Origin of the sequence: Streptomyces sp. WP-1 (assembly GCF_030450125.1) — a bacterium.
Taxonomy (GTDB): Bacteria; Actinomycetota; Actinomycetes; order Streptomycetales; family Streptomycetaceae; genus Streptomyces; species Streptomyces incarnatus.
In genome coordinates this window covers 5,840,169-5,858,591 of the sequence record NZ_CP123923.1, presented here as the reverse complement: position 1 = coordinate 5,858,591, position 18,423 = coordinate 5,840,169, and the positions used below count along the sequence as shown (strand labels likewise).

Genomic DNA, 18,423 nt, shown 5'->3' with positions numbered 1-18,423 from the left:
CCGAGTGAAGAGCGGGCGAACATTCCCTGTTCGCCCGCTCTTTCGTTCTACTGATCGGTAACCTGATCGGCCGTGACCAGTCGAAACAGATCACTTCCGGCCTCCCAGGGCCTCAACTCGCTTTCTCCTCGCCGCCGTACGGTCGTCAAGGCCGCGGCGGCGACCGCTGTGCTGGCCGGGCCGCTCGCCGCCGCCCTTCCGGCCCGCGCCTCCGCTCAGGCCCCCGCCTTCCTGCACGGGGTGGCCTCCGGTGATCCGCTGCCCGACGGCATCCTGCTGTGGACCCGTGTCACCCCGACCCCGGACGCCACCCCCGGCTCCGGTGTCGGCCCGGACACCGTGGTGAGCTGGGTCGTCGCCACCGACAAGGCGCTCACCCAGGTCGTCAGCAAGGGCTCCACCACCGCGACGGCCGCCTCGGACCACACGGTGAAGGCCGACATCCGCGGCCTCCAGCCGGCCACGGACTACTGGTTCCGCTTCTCCTCCGGCGGCGCCGACTCGCCCGTCGCGCGCACCCGCACCGCCCCGGCCGCCACCGCGGACGTCTCCGGGCTCCGCTTCGGCGTGGTCACCTGCGCCAACTGGGAGGCCGGCTACTTCTCCTCGTACCGCCATCTCGCGGCGCGCAGCGACCTCGACGCCTGGCTGCACCTCGGCGACTACATCTACGAGTACAAGTCCGGCGAGTACGCGGCCCGCGGCAAGGTGATCCGGCAGCACGCCCCCGCCAACGAGATCATCACGCTCGCCGACTACCGCGTCCGGCACGGCAAGTACAAGACCGACGCCGACCTCCAGGCCCTGCACCTGAAGGCGCCGGTCATCGCGATCTGGGACGACCACGAGTTCGCCGACAACGCGTGGTCGGGCGGCGCGGTCAACCACACCGAGGGCGCCGAGGGCACCTGGACCGCCCGCAAGGCCGCCGCCAAGCAGGCCTACTTCGAGTGGATGCCGGTGCGCCCGGCCATCGAGGGCACCACCTACCGGCGGCTGCGCTTCGGCAAGCTCGCCGACCTGTCCCTGCTGGACCTGCGCTCCTTCCGCTCCCAGCAGGTGTCCGGCACCAGCGGCGCGGTGGACGACGCGAGCCGCACCATCACCGGCCGGGCCCAGCTCGACTGGCTGAAGGCGGGCCTGAAGGCGTCCGACACCAAGTGGCGCCTGGTCGGCAACTCGGTGATGATCGCGCCGTTCGTCATCGGCTCCCTCACCGCCGACCTGCTCAAGCCGCTCGCCCAGCTGCTCGACCTGCCGCAGGGCGGCATAGGCGTCAACACCGACCAGTGGGACGGCTACACCCACGACCGCCGGGAGCTCCTCGACCACCTGACGTCGAACAACATCGGCAACACCGTCTTCCTGACCGGCGACATCCACATGTCCTGGGCCAACGACGTGCCGGTGGACGCGGGCACCTATCCGCTGTCGGAGTCGGCCGCCACCGAGTTCGTCATCACCTCGATGACCTCCGACAACCTCGACGACATCGTCAAGGTCCCCGAGGGCGTGGTCTCCGCGGTCGCCGCGCCGCTCATCGAGGCCGCCAACCGGCACGTCCACTGGGTGGACACCGACCGGCACGGCTTCGGTGTGCTCGACATCACCGCCGACCGCGCCCAGATGGACTACTACGTCCTCTCGGACCGCACCGACCGGAACGCCACCGCCACGTGGGAGCGCTCGTACCGCACCCGCACCGGCACGCAGAAGATCGAGCGCACCTACGACCCGGTCTGAGGGGTCTGGAGGCCGTCGAGGAAACCGAGCGCCACGCGCCAGGTCGCCTCGGCGGCCTCCGCGTCGTGGTCCGGCAGGCCGGGGTCGGTGTACAGGTGCCCGGCCCCGGCGTACCGGTAGACCTCCACGTCGGCGCCCGCCCGGCCCATCTGGAGGTACCAGGCGCTGAGCCAGTCGTCCGTCTCGAACGGGTCCGGCTCGGCCACGTGCAGCTGCACCGGCAGCTCGTCCACGGACGCGTTCGGCGCGATGTCCGAGGTGCCGTGCAGAAGCAGCAGTCCGCGCGCCTTGTCGTCGCCGAGGGCGAGGGTCTGCGCCACGGAGGCGCCGAGCGAGAACCCGGCGTAGACCAGTCCACGCTCCGAGTACGGCGCCGCCGCCAGCACGGCCCGCTTCAGCAGCTCGTCCTTGCCGATGCCGTCGCTGAACTCCATGCCCTCCTCGACGGTGTCGAACGTCCGCCCCTCGAAGAGGTCCGGCGTCCACACCTCGTGGCCGGCCGCGCGCAACCGGTCGGCGGCATCGCGCACCGCGGGCCTGAGCCCGTAGGTCGAGTGAAAGAGCATGATGTTCATGGGCCCATGGTGCCAGCCACGGGGGCCAGGGCCGGTTCGGGCCCGGGGCGTGACGAGTCACACGTTCACGATCGCCGTGGGCGGTTACGTTCGAAGGCATGGAGACCGTACTGCGCCCTGTGATCGTGGTCGGCGCGTCCGTGTTCCTGACCGTCCTCATCGGCTGGGCCACCGACGTACTGCTGCGCAAGGCGGACGAACGCCACCCCGAGACCCCCCTGTGGGACCGGCTGCGGCGGGCCCGCGTCCCGTACCAGCTGGTCCTGTGCGCCGCCCTGCTCAGAGGCTCCTACGACCAGGCGGAGCTGCTGGAGGAGCACCGGGTCGGGGTCGGCCGGACCCTGACCCTGGTGCTGATCGGGGCCGCGGCCTGGCTGGCGATCCGGATCGCGAGCGCCGTGGTCGAGACCACGTACAGCCGCTACGCGCGCGCCCACCACGACGCGGCGCGGGTACGGCGGGTGCGCACCCAGGTCACGCTGATCATGCGCGTGGTCGCGGCGATCATCGGCGTGGTCGCGGTGGCCTCGATGCTGCTGACCTTCCCGGCGATGCGCGCCGCGGGCGCCTCCCTGCTGGCCTCGGCCGGTGTGCTCGGCATCGTGGCCGGTGTCGCCGCGCAGTCCACGCTGTCGAACCTGTTCGCCGGGCTCCAGATCGCCTTCGGCGACATGGTCCGCATCGGCGACACCGTGGTCGTGGACGGCGAGTGGGGCACGGTCGAGGAGATCACCCTGACCTTTCTGACGGTACGGACCTGGGACGAGCGCCGGATCACCATGCCGGTGTCGTACTTCACCTCCAAGCCGTTCGAGAACTGGTCGCGGGGCACCCCGCAGATGACCGGGATCGTGTTCTGGCAGCTCGACCACAGCGCGCCCCTGGAGGCGATGCGCGAGAAGCTGCGCGACATCCTGCGCCAGTGCCCGGCCTGGGACGGCCGCGCCTCCAATCTGGTGGTCACCGACTCCACCGCCAACACCATGGAGGTGCGCGCGCTGGTGACCGCGAAGGACGCCGACGACATATGGACGGTGCGGGTCGCGGTCCGCGAGCAGATGATCACCTGGCTGTCCGCCGAGCATCCCTACGCGCTGCCCCGGGTCAACACCTCGGACGCGGTGCTGCCGCCCTACCGGGTCCCCTCCCCGGACCGGCACTCGCTGCGCAAGGCGTACGAGTTCCCGCGCACCGGACGGAGCTGAGCGGGGCGGGGCCGGTCCGGCGGGCGAGCGGGCCGGTCCGGCGGGCGGGCCGGTCCGGCTCAGTGTCCGCGTTCGGCGCCTCCGTTGACCTGGATGATCTGTGAGGTGATGTGCCCGGCGGCGGGCGAGGCCAGCCAGTGCAGGGTGGACGCCACGTCGCCCGGCTCGCCCGCCCGGCCGGTGGAGGTCTCGGCCACGAGCTGTCCGCGCCGCTCCTCGGACATGCTGCCGCCGAAGAAGTCGGTGGCCTCGATGTAACCGGGCGCGACCACGTTCACCGTGATGCCCCGGTGGCCCAGGCGGCGGGCCAGATCGTGGGCATAGGGGTGCAGCCCGGCCTTGGACGCCGCGTAGGCGCCGCTGCCCGAGCCGCGGTAGGCGGCGATGGAGCTGAGGAAGAGCACCCGGCCGCCGGGCTCGGCGAGCCGCTCCTGGAGGGCCTCGGTGAGCAGCACCGCGGTCAGGGTGTTGAGTCTGAAGGCGACGGTCCAGGCATGGGCCACCCGGTCGAGGGGGTCCTCGCCGCCTGCCGGTGGCTCCAGGCCGCCGGAGCCCCCGGCGCTGTGCACGAGCACGTCGACGGTGCCGAACTCCCGGGCGACCAGCCGGGCCACCTCCCGCACGTCGGCGGGCTCGGAGAGGTCGGCCGCGTGGGTGAGCGCCCCCGGCACCCCGGCCTTCTCCAGCACCTCCGCGCGCCGCCCGAGGAGCAGCACCCGGTCCCCGTCCGCGGCGAAGGCGCGTGCCGTCGCCAGCCCGATGCCCGTACCGCCTCCGCTGATCACGATGTTGCGAGTCATGATCCGAGAGTAGAAGTACCCGGCGGACGGCGCTTGCGATTGTCCACAGACCCCATACATACGTATGCCCGGATATACACAGCCAGCCGAGCGGCCGGCCGCGCGCTCCTGGCGTCAGCGCAGGCTGCGCACATCGAGATGGCGCAGGACGCGGTCCACGATCTCCGGGTCCATCCCCGGCTCGCTGCGCGCGGCGAGCACCTCGTGCCGGGCCGCGCTGAGCATCTCACCCTGGATGCGGCGGATCCGCTTCAGCCGCTTGGCCCGCTGGTGCTGTGCCTCGCGGCGCTCCTCCTCGCCCATGTCGGGGCTGATCCGGATGCCGATGTCGAAGGCCTGCCGCAGCATCTGCTCGGACAGTTCCTCGGGGAGTTCCTCCACCTGTTCGATCTCCCGGAGCCGACGCTTGGCCGCCTTGGCCGCGCGCACCGCGAGATCCTTCTCGTACTCCTTCTCCCGCTCGGCGTCGGCCTGCACCCGCAGCCGTTTGACCAGCCACGGCAGGGTCAGCCCCTGGATCACCAGGGTGGCCACGATCACCCCGAAGGCGATGAAGACGATCTCGTCCCGGTCCGGGAAGGGTTTTCCGGCGTCGGTCTCCAGCGGGATGGCCAGCGCCAGCGCGACCGAGGCCACCCCGCGCATCCCGGACCACCACATCACGACCGTCTCCCGCCAGCTCGCCGGGATCTCCTCCTCCACGTCGCGCCGGGCGTGCAGCCGTTTCGTCAGCCAGGTGGCCGGGAGCAGCCACAGCAGTCGTACGACGATCACCACACCGGCGACGGCGGCCGCCCAGCCGAGCAGTTCGCCCCACCGCCCGCTGGCCGTGCGGATCGCGTTGTGCAGCTCCAGGCCGATCAGACCGAAGGCGACGCCCGTGACGAGGGTGTCGATGATGTCCCAGAAGGTGTGTCCGGCCAGCCGGGTCATCACGTCGTCGGCGCCGGTGGCGTACTCGGAGAGGTAGAGGGCCGTGGTGAGCACGGCGAGGACGCCGGAGCCCTGGAGCTTCTCCGCGAGCACGTAGGAGGCGTACGGCACCAGGAGGGTCAGGCCGATCTGGAGCGTCGGGTCCCCGAGCAGGTCCATCACCCGGTTCGCGCCCCAGCCGAGCAGCAGCCCCACGGCCACCGCGACCACGGCGGACAGCACCAGCGCGAGCCCGGCCCGCCAGGGCGAGAACAGACCGCTCACGGCGGCGGCGATCGCCACGTGGTAGAGCACGATGGCCGTGACGTCGTTGAACAGCCCCTCGCCCTCCAGGATGGACACCAGGCGGCGCGGCAGCCCGAGTTGTCCGGCGACGCTGGTCGCGGCGACCGGGTCGGGCGGGGCGATCAGGGCGCCGAGCGCCACGGCGGCGGCGACCGAGAGGCCGGGCACGATCGCGTGGGCGACGAAGGCGACGCACACCGTGGTGACGAACACCAGGGCGACGGCCAGGGTCAGGATCGGGCGTTTGTTGGTCGTGAACTGCCGCCAGGAGGTGCGCCGTACGGCCGCGTACAGCAGGGGCGGCAGCAGGCCGGGCAGGATCAGCTCGGGCGGGATGTTCACGTTGGGCACGAAGTCGGCCACCGCGAGGACCCCGCCGAACAGGGTCATCAGCACCGGGGCCGGCACCCCGAGGCGGTCGCCCACCGGGACACTCACCAGGGCCCCGAGCAGCAGGGCGAACAACAGAGCCAACTGATCCAAGGCCGGCACTCCGGGGTCGTCATGGCACGAGAGGGTTCAAGCCTGCCATGCCGACCGGCCACCGGCTGTCTCAGGGCATCGCCACGGTGGCTACCGCCGTACCCCGTTCACCGCCTCAAGTGCCGGTGGTCACAGGGCGCGGCGCATCGCCCGGTGGGGTATGTCGGCGTCCAGGAACTCTGGTCCGTACGCCGCGTAGCCGAGCCGCTCGTAGAAGCCCAGCGCCTGGGTCTGCGCGTGCAGGTCCACCGCGGCCAGGCCGCGCGCGCGGGCCGCGTCCTCGATGGCCCGCACCAGGGCGGCGCCGATGCCGAGCCCGCGGGCCGCGCGGGAGACCGCGAGCCGCCCGAGGGAACCGACGGAGGCGTCCGCGCCGGTCTTGGCGACGGCCGCCTCGCCGGTCAGCAGCCGGCCGGTGCCCAGCGGGGTGCCGTCCGCGCCCAGGGCGAGCACATGCACGGCGACGGCGTCGTACGCGTCGTACTCGATGGTCTCGTCCACGCCCTGCTCGCGGACGAAGACGTCCTTGCGGACCGCGAAGCACGCCTCCAGGTCGGCGGGGTCTCCGGCGACGCGGACGGTGGGGGTCCCGGTCATCCGTAGGTCTCCTCGCGGACCAGGTCCAGGGCCTGCTGGAGGTCCTCGGGGTAGTCGGAGGAGAACTCCACCCAGCTGCCGTCACCCGGGTGTTCGAAGCCGAGGCGCACGGCGTGCAGCCACTGGCGGGTGATGCGCAGCCGCTTGGCGAGGGTGGGGTCGGCGCCGTAGGTGAGGTCGCCGACGCACGGGTGGCGGTGGGCGGCCATGTGGACGCGGATCTGGTGGGTGCGGCCGGTCTCCAGCTTCACATCGAGCAGGGAGGCGGCGCGGAAGGCCTCGATGAGGTCGTAGTGCGTCACCGAGGGCTTGCCGTCGGCGGTGACCGCCCACTTGTAGTCGTGGTGGGGGTGGCGGCCGATCGGGGCGTCGATGGTGCCGCTCGTCGGGTCCGGGTGGCCCTGGACCAGGGTGTGGTAGCGCTTGTCGACCGTGCGCTCCTTGAACTGGCGCTTGAGCGAGGTGTACGCGTACTCCGACTTGGCGACCACCATCAGGCCGGAGGTGCCCACGTCCAGGCGGTGCACGATGCCCTGGCGCTCGGCGGCGCCGGAGGTGGAGATCCGGTAGCCGGCGGCGGCGAGACCGCCGATGACGGTCGGTCCGGTCCAGCCCGGGGAGGGGTGCGCGGCCACGCCGACCGGCTTGACGATCACGACCACGTCATCGTCGTCATGCACGATCTCCATGCCCTCGACGGGCTCGGCGACCACCTGCACCGGCGCGGGTGCCTGCGGCATCTCGACCTCCAGCCAGGCGCCGCCGCGCACCCGCTCGGACTTGCCGACGACCTCGCCGTCGACCTGCACCTTGCCGGACGCGGCCAGCTCGGCCGCCTTCGTGCGGGAGAAGCCGAACATGCGGGAGATGGCGGCGTCGACGCGCTCGCCCTCCAGGCCGTCGGGCACGGGCAGGGTACGGATCTCGGGAATCGTGCTCACCCGTCGAGTATGCCGGACGGGCACGGCGGCCCCGACCGAGCCTGTGGAAAACCGGCCCCGGCCCCGGTGCGCGGGGGCCCTGCCGTCAGTCCTTGTGGACCGTGCCGTCCGGGTCCAGGCCGCGGAAGGACAGCAGCACGATCAGGATGCCGCCGCACACGATCGCGGAGTCGGCGAGGTTGAAGATCGCGAAGCCCTTGGGCGCGATGAAGTCCACGACCTGGCCCTCGAACACCCCGGGGGCGCGGAAGATCCGGTCGGTGAGGTTGCCGAGCGCGCCGCCGAGCAGCAGGCCGAGCGCGATGGCCCAGGGGAAGCTGTAGAGCTTGCGGGCCAGCCGCATGATCACCACGATCACCGCGGCGGCGATCACCGTGAAGATCACGGTGAAGGCCGCGCCGAAACCGAAGGCGGCGCCCGGGTTGCGGATGGCGTTCAGTTCCAGCAGGTCCCCGACGAGCTTGATCGGCGCGTGGCCCTCCAGCTTGGCCACCACCAGCGTCTTGCTGATCAGGTCGAGCGCGTAGGCGAACGCGGCCACGGCGAACAGCACGGCGATCCGGCGGCCGCGGCCGGTCCGCTCCTGCTCCGGGGCGTGCTCCGGGGTCCGATGTGCGCCGTCCTCCGGGGTGTCCGGCGTATTGATGATGCGCTCCGCCTCTGCCACGTGCGTCCCTCGACCTAGGTACCTGACTCGGGACGAGACTACGGCACGCTCCGGCGGCCCCACACGCTCAGGAGCGGCGTTCCTGCTTCTGCTTGCACTCCACGCACAGGGTGGCCCGCGGGAAGGCCTGCATCCGGGCCTTGCCGATGGGGTTGCCGCAGTTCTCGCACAGGCCGTAGGTGCCCGCGTCCAGCCGTTCGAGCGCCCGTTCGGTCTGGGTGAGCATCTCGCGCGCGTTGGCCGCCAGCGCCAGCTCGTGCTCGCGGGTGATGTTCTTGGTCCCGGTGTCGGCCTGGTCGTCGCCCGCGCCGTCCCCGGAGTCGCGCATCAGACCGACCAGGGACTCCTCGGAGGAGCTGATCTCCCGGCGCAGCCGCTCCATCTCGGACTGGAGCTCCGCACGCGCCTCGGTGACCTCCTGTCCGGTCCAGGGGTCCTCACCGGGGCGCACCGCCAGCTCGCCGGGGTCCGCCGCGGCGAGGCGCGCCTTGGGAACGGCGGTGTCGTCCGCCGTGGCCGTGCCAGGGGTCTTCTTCGCAACCACGTTCGTGGCTCCTGTCTGCTTCGCGGCCCGCGCCGCACCCGCCTTCTTGGCCGTGCTCTTCGCGTCCGGCTCCGCCGTGCGGGCCGTGGTCCTCGCGGCCTTCCCGGCGGTGGTTCCGGCCTCGGCGGCGCCCCCGGCCGCCGTGTCGCCGGCCGTCGCGCCCCCGGCCGCCGTCTTCTTGGCCGCGCTCTTCCTGGCGGGCGCCTTCTTCGCCGCCTTCCTGGCCGCCGGTCTCCCGCCCGCCGGCTTCTCAGCCGCGCCCGTTCCATGCGCGGCCTCCGCCGTCTTCTCGGCCACCGCGCTCTTCTCGGCCGCCGCCTTCTTCTCCGGCGTCTTCCTGGCGGCCGTCTTCCTCGCCACCGGGTGGGCGGCGGCCTCCTCGGCCGCGCCCGTCTGCTCCAGGACCGGCTTCACGGTGGCTCCCTTCTCGGCGGCGGCCTTCCTGGCCACCGCCTTCCCGTCCCCCTCCTCGGCCACCGCCTTCCGCGCCCCCGCCTTCCTGGCAGCGGCCTTCCGGTCAGTGGATTCCTCGGTGTCCGTCCTCCCGGCCACGGTCTTCTTCGCGCTCTCTCTCGCCACCATGGCCGCGGCCCCTTCACATAGGGTGATCTCGCTCGCGAATCGTGCTGGGACGATAAATCGACTTGCCTCCCGCGGCAACGGGGCACACCGCCCGGTTCGCCCGGCCGCACCCCCCGCGCGACGGGCCTGCATCCGTTGTGCCCAGCTCCCCGCCGGGTAATCCGCCGCGCCGGGCATCACCCCCCGTACCCTCGCCATTCGGGGCATCGGGCGCCCGCGCCGGGCCCCCGGCGGCCGCCGCCCCGAAAAGCGGTCGGCCGCTGTCCGCGCGGCGCCGTACACTGGGCGCAGCGAGCAGCATGGATGGGGACGAGTAGCGGCGTACGCAGCCCAGAGCGACCCGGGGACGGTGGAAGCCCGGGGGCGAGCGCGACGTGAAGATCACCCCGGAGCCGCCGGAAGAAAGCCGCAGCCGTAAGGGCCAGGCCAGTAGAACCGGCTTCGCGAACCCAATGAGGGGGCCCACCGGCGACGGAGTCACGGCGGCGGGCCAAGGAGGGTGGTACCGCGGGAGCGCGCCGCACACGGCGTAGGAATCGAAGCTCTCGTCCCTCCGACGGAAGGCAGCAAGTCCGTTGGAGGATGCTCGCAGATGACAGCGCCGACGTACCGCCAGGTGCCCGCACAGGTCGACCTGCCCGCGCTTGAGCACGCCGTGCTCGACTTCTGGCGCGAGCAGAAGATCTTCGCCAAGACCCTGGAGCAGTCCGAGGGCCGCCCCGAATGGGTGTTCTACGAAGGTCCGCCCACCGCCAACGGCATGCCGGGCGCCCACCACATCGAGGCGCGCGTCTTCAAGGACGTCTTCCCCCGCTTCCGCACCATGCGCGGCTACCACGTGGCCCGCAAGGCCGGCTGGGACTGCCACGGCCTGCCCGTCGAGCTGGCCGTGGAGAAGGAGCTGGGCTTCTCCGGCAAGCAGGACATCGAGGCGTACGGCATCGCCGAGTTCAACGACAAGTGCCGCGAGTCCGTGACCCGGCACACCGACGCCTTCGCCGAGCTGACGACCCGGATGGGCTACTGGGTCGACCTGGACGACGCCTACCGGACCATGGACCCGGAGTACGTGGAGTCGGTCTGGTGGTCGCTGAAGGAGATCTTCGGCAAGGGCCTGCTGGTCCAGGACCACCGCGTCGCCCCCTGGTGCCCCCGCTGCGGCACCGGCCTGTCCGACCACGAGCTGGCACAGGGCTACGAGACGGTCGTCGACCCCTCGGTGTACGTCCGCTTCCCGCTCACCTCCGGCCCGCTGGCCGGCGAGGCCGCGCTGCTGGTGTGGACGACGACCCCCTGGACCCTGGTCTCCAACACGGCGGTCGCCGCCCACCCGGAGGTCACCTACGTCGTCGCGACGAACGGCGAGGAGAAGGTCGTCGTCGCCGAGCCGCTGCTCGCCAAGGCGCTCGGCGAGGGCTGGGAGCCCACCGGGCAGACCTTCACCGGCGCCGAGATGGAGCGCTGGACCTACCAGCGCCCCTTCGAGCTGGTCGAGTTCCCGAGCGTCAGCGAGGGAACCGATGGGCACAGCCCGGAGCCGGCCCACTACGTGGTGAACGCCGACTACGTGACCACCGAGGACGGCACGGGTCTGGTCCACCAGTCCCCCGCCTTCGGTGAGGACGACCTCAAGGTCTGCCGCTCCTACGGCCTGCCCGTCGTCAACCCGGTGCGCCCCGACGGCACCTTCGAGGAGGACGTGCCGCTGGTCGGCGGCGTCTTCTTCAAGAAGGCCGACGAACAGCTCACCGAGGACCTCAAGCAGCGCGGCCTGCTCTTCCGGCACCTGCCGTACGAGCACAGCTACCCGCACTGCTGGCGCTGCCACACCGCGCTGCTCTACTACGCGCAGCCCTCCTGGTACATCCGTACGACGGCCGTCAAGGACCGTCTGATCCAGGAGAACGAGAAGACCAACTGGTTCCCGGACACGGTCAAGCACGGCCGCTTCGGCGACTGGCTGAACAACAACATCGACTGGGCGCTGTCCCGCAACCGCTACTGGGGCACCCCGCTGCCGATCTGGCGCTGCGAGGACGACCACCTCACCTGCGTCGGCTCCCGCGCGGAGCTGTCCGAGCTGACCGGCACCGACCAGTCCGGGCTCGACCCGCACCGCCCGTACATCGACGCGCTCACCTTCGCCTGCCCGCACGAGGGCTGCGGCAGGGCGGCCACGCGCGTGCCGGAGGTCATCGACGCCTGGTACGACTCGGGTTCGATGCCGTTCGCGCAGTGGGGCTACCCGTACAAGAACAAGGAGCTGTTCGAGAGCCGCTACCCGGCCCAGTTCATCTCCGAGGCCATCGACCAGACCCGCGGCTGGTTCTACACGCTGATGGCCATCGGCACCCTGGTGTTCGACAAGTCGTCGTACGAGAACGTCGTCTGCCTCGGCCACATCCTCGCCGAGGACGGCCGCAAGATGTCCAAGCACCTGGGCAACATCCTTCAGCCGATCCCGCTGATGGACCAGCACGGCGCGGACGCGGTGCGCTGGTTCATGGCGGCCGGCGGTTCCCCATGGGCGGCGCGCCGGGTGGGCCACGGCACCATCCAGGAGGTCGTCCGCAAGACGCTGCTGACGTACTGGAACACGGTCGCCTTCCAGGCGCTGTACGCCCGTACGTCGAACTGGGCGCCGAGCGCGGCCGACCCGGCCCCGGCCGAGCGCCCGCTGCTGGACCGCTGGCTGCTGTCCGAACTGCACGCGCTCACCGACCAGGTGACGCAGGCGCTGGAGGGATACGACACCCAGCGCGCCGGCAAGCTGCTGTCCGCGTTCGTCGACGACCTGTCCAACTGGTACGTCCGCCGTTCGCGCCGCCGCTTCTGGCAGGGCGACAAGGCCGCGCTGCGCACGCTGCACGAGGTGCTGGAGACGGTCACCCGGCTGATGGCGCCGATCACCCCGTTCATCACCGAGCGGGTGTGGCAGGACCTGATCGCGCCGGTCACCCCGGGCGCCCCGGAGTCGGTGCACCTGGCGTCCTGGCCCGAGACCGACCTCGGTTCGATCGACCCGGAGCTGTCGAAGCAGATGGTGCTGGTGCGCCGGCTCGTGGAGCTGGGCCGTGCCACGCGTGCCGAGTCGGGCGTCAAGACGCGCCAGCCGCTGTCCCGCGCGCTGATCGCGGCGAGCGGTTTCGAGACCCTGGACCGCGAACTGCACGCGCAGATCACGGAGGAGCTGAACGTCTCCTCGCTGGCGTCCCTGTCCGAGGTCGGCGGCTCCCTGGTGGACACCACCGCCAAGGCCAACTTCCGCGCGCTGGGCAAGCGGTTCGGCAAGCGGGTGCAGGACGTGGCCAAGGCCGTCGCCGCCACCGACGCCGCCGCGCTGTCGCTGGCGCTGCGGCAGGGCACGGCCTCGGTGGAGGTCGACGGTGAGACGATCACACTGGCGCCGGACGAGGTGATCATCACCGAGACGCCGCGCGAGGGCTGGTCGGTGGCGTCCGACTCCGGTGCGACGGTGGCGCTGGACCTGGAGATCACGGAGGAGCTGCGCCGGGCGGGGCTCGCCCGTGACGCGATCCGGCTCATCCAGGAGGCGCGCAAGAACAGCGGCCTGGATGTCGCGGACCGGATCGCGCTGCGGTGGACGTCCACGGACCCGGCGGTGATCGCGGCCCTCGGTGAGCACACCGAGCTGATCGCGGACGAGGTCCTGGCGACGGACTTCGCCCAGGGCGAGGCCGACGACAGCTACGGGGACGCCTTCGCCGACGAGGGTCTGAGCCTGGTGTTCCGGCTGCGCAAGGCGTAGGCGCCGGCGGTCGCTTGAGAAGGGCCCGCCCTCCGGTCCGGAGGGCGGGCCCTTCTTGATGGGTGCGGCCTGGCACGCTTGGCGTGCGCGGTTCCCCGCGCCCCTGAAAGCTTCGACACACCCCGCTTGAAAGGGCACCGCGCACAAAAGAACGCGGCCCCGGACCGGAGTCCGGGGCCGCGTTCTCAGCGCTGCCGACGCCTATGGCGTACTACTCACCGCTGCCGGCGCTCAGTTGTCGTCCTCGTCGATCAGGAAGCCGCGCATCGGCGAGGGAGCCTGACCCATCGGGGACGGGCCCTGCGGGCGGACCGGAGCCATCGGCTGGGTCATGGCGGGCGTCATCTGCTGCTGACCGCCGTAGGACGGACCGGACGTCTGGGAGGGCGAACCACCCATCGCCTGGTTGCCGCCGTAGGACGGGGCACTCGCGCCGGCCGGAGCCATGGAGGGCGCCGGGGACGGCGGCAGGGACGCGGCGGCCGGGGTACGCGGCGGGGCCAGCGAGTCGTCGGCCTGGGTCTCCAGCTGGCGCAGCTGCGACTCCAGGTACGACTTCAGGCGCGTGCGGTACTCGCGTTCGAAGCCGCGCAGGTCCTCGACCTTGCGCTCCAGCGTGGCGCGAGCGGACTCCAGGGAGCCCATCGCGACGCGGTGCTTCTCCTGCGCGTCCCGCTCCAGGGCGTCGGCCTTGGCACGGGCGTCACGCTCCAGACCCTCGGCGCGGCTGCGGGCCTCGCCGACGATCTTGTTGGCCTCGGAGCGGGCCTCGGCGATCGCCTGGTCGGCGGTCTGCTGGGCCAGCGAGAGGACACGGGCGGCGCTGTCGCCACCGGGGCCCTGACCGGGACCGCCCATGGGACCGCCCATCGGGCCACCCATCGGACCGCCCATGGGGCCACCCATCTGCTGCTGCATGGGCGGCTGACCACCCATCGGGCCCTGTCCCATGGAGCCCTGTCCCATGGAGCCTTGCCCCATCGAGCCCTGACCCATGGACCCCTGTCCCATGGAGCCCTGACCCATCGGGCCCTGTCCCATCGGACCCTGGCCCATCGGGCCGGGACCCTGAGGACCACCCTGCCCGCTGGGACCGGCGGGCAGCTGCGGGGCACCGCTCGGCAGCTGGGGCGGACCACCCATGGGGCCACCCATCTGCTGCTGCGGCGGGCCCGATATGCCGGCGGGTACCGGAGAGCCGGGTCCTCGCATGCCCTGCTGCTGCTGTTCCTGCTCCGGAGGCTTCCGGGAGTTCTGCTGGTTCTGCGCCGCGGCCCGCGTGGCGGCCGCCAGCTTCGCGCGCAGGTCCTCGTTCTCCCGGAGCAGACGGGTCAGTTCGGCTTCGACCTCATCGAGGAAGGCATCGACCTCGTCCTCGTCATAGCCTTCTCGGAGGCGGACGGTCGTGAACTGCTTGTTCCGCACGTCCTCGGGGGTCAACGGCATCTCTTCACCTCAACGTAGTCATCGGCAGTCGGCAAGACCGGGTCGTCCACACGCTCATCTCACGAAGTTCTGCACGATGGCGATGAGAATGTAGACGATGATCATCAGTACGAAGAAGGACAGGTCGAGCGCCACGCCCCCGAGACGCAGCGGCGGAATGAACCGCCGCAGAAGCTTCAGCGGTGGATCGGTGACAGTGTAGGTGGCCTCCAGTACGACCACCATCGCCTTGCCGGGTTGCCATGAGCGGGCGAACTGGAAGACGTAGTCCATGACCAGCCGGAAGATGAGCACGACGAGAAACACCATCAGCGCGATGTAGATCACCTGCGCGAACACGCCCATGGCCTGCGTTTCCCTCTCCCCTGTTCCGAGCTCTTGCGTACTGCGGTCCGGTCTGCGTCTCAGCTCTGGTTGAAGAACCCGCCCTCTGCGATGCGGGCCTTGTCCTCCGCCGTGACATCGACGTTAGCAGGAGACAACAGGAACACCTTCTGCGTCACCCGCTCGATACTGCCGTGAAGACCAAACACCAAACCGGCCGCAAAGTCGACAAGTCGCTTGGCGTCTGTGTCATCCATCTCAGTCAGATTCATGATCACCGGGGTGCCCTCACGGAAGTGTTCCCCGATGGTACGGGCCTCGTTGTAGGTCCGCGGGTGCAATGTGGTGATCCGGTAAGGCTCTCGTTCCGACACGACCTTGGGCATGATCACCGGCGCGTTCTTCTCCAGGGACTGACGTTCTTGTGTGATGGACGCCACGGGCGCGATCCGCGCCGGGCGACCGGATTCCGCGGGTAGCGAAGCCGCCCTGGACACCGGTTCACGGGGCGCCGGAGGCTGCACCACTCGCACCGATTCATCCCTTTGGGGCTGATGTGCCTCATGCGGTTGATGCAGCGGCTCGTGCCGCCGGTGGTCCCGCTCGGGCTCCGGGTCCAACTCGGGCTCGAAATCGTCATCGGGGTCGAATCCGCGGCCGTCGTACCCATCGTCCTCCACGAGGCCGAGGTAGACCGCCATCTTGCGCATCGCGCCGGCCATGCTCTGAGTCCTCCGCTCTGTGGTGGATCGGCTGACGACTGCCAAGTGCCCGCGATCCACGCGGTCGTTGTGTCCGTTTCGCGAACACTGACCATATTTTCTGCTGTGGTCCGACTTCCTGGCGACGTTACCCGAGCCGGGGACGGACACCGAGTACCGCAGTGCCGACGCGCACATGTGTCGCCCCGGCAGCCACGGCCTGCTCCAGGTCCGCACTCATCCCTGCCGACACCATGGTTGCAGCCGGATGGACGCGGCGCAGGTCGGTCGACAAAACCATGAGGCGCTCGAACGCCGCCTGTTCGCGTCCCGCGTACTCACCGGTGAGCGGAGCCACGGTCATCAGACCGTCGAGCCGCAGTCCCGGCGAGCCGGCGACGAGGTCGGCCAACTCTTCGATTCCGTCCGGGGCGACGCCCCCGCGCTCCCCCCGCCCGGTCGCGTCCGCGTCGAGCGCGACCTGGATCAGGCACCCCACCTCGCGCCCGGCGCGCGCCGCCTCCTTGGACAGCGCGGTGACGAGCCGTGCGCGGTCGATCGACTGCACGACATCGGCGTAACCGACCACGGAGCGCACCTTGTTGGTCTGCAGCTGGCCGACAAAGTGCCACTCCAGGGACAGATCCGCACAAGCCGCCGCCTTCGGCGCGGCGTCCTGGTCGCGGTTCTCGGCGACATGGCGCACCCCGAGCTCCGAGAGGAACCGCACATCGCTCGCCGGGTAGGTCTTGGTGACCACGATCAGGGTCACCTCCTCCCGCCGCCGGCCCGCGGCCGCGCAGGCGCGGGCGATGCGCTGCTCCACATGCGCCAGATTCCCGGCGAGTTCGGTCTTACGGTCCGTCATTCCCCATCAGTCCAGCCAGACATAGGCCGCGAGCCGACCGGTGGTGCGGTCGCGGCGGTATGAGAAGTGGTCCCCCGACTCCAGCGTGCACACCGGCGAATGCGCCCGGTCGCACACCCCGAGCCGGTCGAGCTGCGCGTGCACTCCGGCGCTCACGTCGACCGCCGGTGTGCCCCAGCTGGTTTCGGCGTGCGCCGTCGGCTCCACCGCGGCCACCTCGGCACGCATGGTCTCCGGCACCTCGTAGCACCGGCCGCAGACGGCCGGTCCGGTGCGGGCGACGATCCGCTCGGGCACGGCGCCCAGTTCGGCCATGGCCCGTACGGCGGCGGGGACGACCCCCTTGACCATGCCGGGCCGGCCGGCGTGGGCCGCGGCGGCGATCCCGGCGACGGGGTCGGCGAGCAGCACCGGCACGCAGTCGGCGGTGAGTACGGCGAGGGCGAGTCCGCGCCGGGCGGTGACGAGGGCGTCGACCTCCGGCACCGGACGGGTGCCCCAGGGCTCGTCCACCACGGCCACCTCGGCACCGTGCACCTGGTTCATCCACACCACGCGAGCGGGATCCAGGCCGAGCGACGTGGCGGCCAGCTTCCGGTTGGCCGCCACCGCCTCGGGCGTGTCGCCGACCGCGCCGCCGAGGTTCAGCTCCTCATACGGAGCGGCGCTCACCCCGCCCCACCGGTCGGTGAAGGCGAAGTGCGCGCCGCTCACGCTCTCGCGCTGTCCTATCACTTCAGGAAGTCCGGGACGTCCAGTTCCTCGGCCGCGCTGTCCGAGTAGGCGGGGCGCGGCGCCGGGGTGAGGGGCGGGGCGACCGGGATGTCGGCCACCGGCTCGGGGGCCGGCTCCGGCTCCTCCTTCGGCTTCACGCTGCCGAGCGAGCCGAAGGACGGACGGCTCTCGGACTGCCGTACCGGCGCGGGCTCCTCGCGGCGGGCGGGGGCCGAGGTGGAGGCCGAGCCCAGGGCGCTGTCCCGGCGGGCCGGCGGCTGGCCGCCGTCGAAGCCGGCCGCGATCACGGTGACGCGGACCTCGTCGCCGAGGGCGTCGTCGATGACCGCGCCGAAGATGATGTTGGCCTCGGGGTGGGCGGCCTCGCTGACCAGCTGGGCCGCCTCGTTGATCTCGAAGAGCCCGAGGTCGGAGCCGCCGGAGATGGAGAGCAGCACGCCCCGGGCGCCGTCGATGGACGCCTCCAGGAGCGGGGAGGAGATCGCCATCTCGGCCGCGGCCACCGCGCGGTCGTCGCCGCGGGCCGAGCCGATGCCCATGAGGGCCGAACCGGCCTCGGACATGACCGACTTGACGTCGGCGAAGTCCAGGTTGATCAGGCCCGGGGTGGTGATGAGGTCGGTGATGCCCTGGACACCGGAGAGCAGGACCTGGTCCGCGGACTTGAAGGCGTCCAGGACCGAGACCTGGCGGTCCGAGATGGACAGCAGCCGGTCGTTCGGGATGACGATGAGGGTGTCGACCTCTTCGCGCAGTTCCGCGATGCCGTCCTCGGCCTGGTTCGCGCGGCGCCGTCCCTCGAAGGTGAACGGGCGCGTGACCACGCCGATGGTGAGGGCACCCAGGGAGCGCGCAATGTTGGCCACGACGGGCGCGCCGCCGGTGCCGGTGCCGCCGCCTTCACCGGCGGTCACGAAGACCATGTCGGCCCCCTTGAGGACCTCCTCGATCTCTTCGCGGTGGTCCTCGGCGGCCTTGCGGCCGACGGCCGGGTTGGCGCCGGCGCCGAGTCCGCGGGTGAGTTCCCGGCCGACGTCCAGCTTGACGTCGGCGTCGCTCATCAACAGCGCCTGTGCGTCGGTGTTGATGGCGATGAACTCGACACCCTTGAGACCGACCTCGATCATCCGGTTGATGGCATTGACACCACCGCCGCCGACACCGATGACCTTGATGACTGCGAGGTAGTTCTGCGGTGCTGCCACGTCGAAGGCCTCTCGCCTCG

At 71.2% G+C, this 18,423-nt stretch carries 16 protein-coding genes; 3 read left to right on the top strand and 13 right to left on the bottom strand.

Going from position 1 to position 18,423, the window contains the following annotated elements; genetic code table 11:
* The first annotated feature begins 72 nt into the window (after nt 1-72).
* On the top strand, nt 73-1,743 hold the full coding sequence (locus QHG49_RS25825) for an alkaline phosphatase (RefSeq protein WP_301491531.1): 1,671 nt from the start codon (nt 73-75) through the stop codon (nt 1,741-1,743).
* Here the strand turns inward: QHG49_RS25825 and QHG49_RS25820 are convergent.
* Nucleotides 1,728-2,318 carry a dienelactone hydrolase family protein gene (locus QHG49_RS25820; RefSeq protein ID WP_145484884.1) on the bottom strand — a complete coding sequence of 197 codons (591 nt, stop codon included), beginning with the start codon at nt 2,316-2,318 and terminating at the stop codon, nt 1,728-1,730. The genes QHG49_RS25825 and QHG49_RS25820 overlap by 16 nt on opposite strands.
* 98 nt (nt 2,319-2,416) lie before the next feature.
* Here QHG49_RS25820 and QHG49_RS25815 point away from each other — a divergent pair, with 98 nt between their 5' ends.
* Nucleotides 2,417-3,523 carry a mechanosensitive ion channel family protein gene (locus QHG49_RS25815; RefSeq protein ID WP_145484885.1) on the top strand — a complete coding sequence of 369 codons (1,107 nt, stop codon included), beginning with the start codon at nt 2,417-2,419 and terminating at the stop codon, nt 3,521-3,523.
* A 59-nt stretch (nt 3,524-3,582) separates the two neighbouring features.
* On the opposite strand, the gene QHG49_RS25810 is transcribed toward QHG49_RS25815, so the two are convergent.
* From QHG49_RS25810 to QHG49_RS25785, 6 genes are all read right to left on the bottom strand, one after another.
* Entirely contained in the window at nt 3,583-4,323 is a 741-nt protein-coding gene (locus tag QHG49_RS25810) for an SDR family NAD(P)-dependent oxidoreductase (RefSeq protein ID WP_145484886.1), read from the bottom strand.
* Between the two features lie 114 nt (nt 4,324-4,437).
* The gene (locus tag QHG49_RS25805; RefSeq protein WP_145484887.1) at nt 4,438-6,024 is read right to left on the bottom strand and encodes a Na+/H+ antiporter; all 1,587 of its coding nucleotides are present in this window, start codon (nt 6,022-6,024) and stop codon (nt 4,438-4,440) included.
* A 129-nt stretch (nt 6,025-6,153) separates the two neighbouring features.
* Entirely contained in the window at nt 6,154-6,621 is a 468-nt protein-coding gene (locus QHG49_RS25800; RefSeq protein ID WP_301491530.1) for a GNAT family N-acetyltransferase, read from the bottom strand.
* Complete coding sequence (locus QHG49_RS25795) at nt 6,618-7,562, bottom strand: RluA family pseudouridine synthase (RefSeq protein WP_145484889.1); 945 nt, start codon at nt 7,560-7,562, stop codon at nt 6,618-6,620. The genes QHG49_RS25800 and QHG49_RS25795 overlap by 4 nt, the downstream gene beginning before the upstream one ends.
* Before the next feature lie 85 nt (nt 7,563-7,647).
* Nucleotides 7,648-8,229, bottom strand: a complete 582-nt coding sequence (gene lspA / locus QHG49_RS25790) for a signal peptidase II (protein WP_145484890.1) — start codon at nt 8,227-8,229, stop codon at nt 7,648-7,650.
* Nucleotides 8,230-8,296: 67 nt separating this feature from the next.
* The gene (locus tag QHG49_RS25785) at nt 8,297-9,355 is read right to left on the bottom strand and encodes a TraR/DksA C4-type zinc finger protein (protein ID WP_301491529.1); all 1,059 of its coding nucleotides are present in this window, start codon (nt 9,353-9,355) and stop codon (nt 8,297-8,299) included.
* 592 nt (nt 9,356-9,947) lie between these two features.
* Between QHG49_RS25785 and ileS the strand changes: the two genes are divergently transcribed.
* Nucleotides 9,948-13,124 carry an isoleucine--tRNA ligase gene (ileS, locus tag QHG49_RS25780; protein WP_301491528.1) on the top strand — a complete coding sequence of 1,059 codons (3,177 nt, stop codon included), beginning with the start codon at nt 9,948-9,950 and terminating at the stop codon, nt 13,122-13,124.
* Nucleotides 13,125-13,355: 231 nt separating this feature from the next.
* Here the strand turns inward: ileS and QHG49_RS25775 are convergent, their stop codons facing one another.
* The 6 genes from QHG49_RS25775 to ftsZ all read right to left on the bottom strand — a co-directional run bounded on the left by QHG49_RS25775 (nt 13,356) and on the right by ftsZ (nt 18,403).
* A complete protein-coding gene (locus QHG49_RS25775) occupies nt 13,356-14,570 on the bottom strand; it encodes a DivIVA domain-containing protein (protein ID WP_301491527.1) in 1,215 nt (404 codons plus the stop codon).
* A gap of 54 nt (nt 14,571-14,624) precedes the next feature.
* Nucleotides 14,625-14,915, bottom strand: a complete 291-nt coding sequence (locus QHG49_RS25770; protein ID WP_037653106.1) for a YggT family protein — start codon at nt 14,913-14,915, stop codon at nt 14,625-14,627.
* Nucleotides 14,916-14,974: 59 nt separating this feature from the next.
* The gene (gene sepF / locus QHG49_RS25765; RefSeq protein WP_111582403.1) at nt 14,975-15,616 is read right to left on the bottom strand and encodes a cell division protein SepF; all 642 of its coding nucleotides are present in this window, start codon (nt 15,614-15,616) and stop codon (nt 14,975-14,977) included.
* Between the two features lie 127 nt (nt 15,617-15,743).
* Nucleotides 15,744-16,463: a YggS family pyridoxal phosphate-dependent enzyme gene (locus QHG49_RS25760; RefSeq protein ID WP_301491526.1), complete on the bottom strand. Its 720-nt coding sequence runs from the start codon at nt 16,461-16,463 to the stop codon at nt 15,744-15,746.
* Nucleotides 16,464-16,469: 6 nt separating this feature from the next.
* Nucleotides 16,470-17,198, bottom strand: a complete 729-nt coding sequence (gene pgeF, locus QHG49_RS25755) for a peptidoglycan editing factor PgeF (RefSeq protein WP_301491525.1) — start codon at nt 17,196-17,198, stop codon at nt 16,470-16,472.
* Nucleotides 17,195-18,403 carry a cell division protein FtsZ gene (ftsZ, locus tag QHG49_RS25750; protein WP_145484895.1) on the bottom strand — a complete coding sequence of 403 codons (1,209 nt, stop codon included), beginning with the start codon at nt 18,401-18,403 and terminating at the stop codon, nt 17,195-17,197. Before ftsZ ends, pgeF begins: the two co-directional genes overlap by 4 nt.
* Nucleotides 18,404-18,423 lie beyond the last annotated feature (20 nt).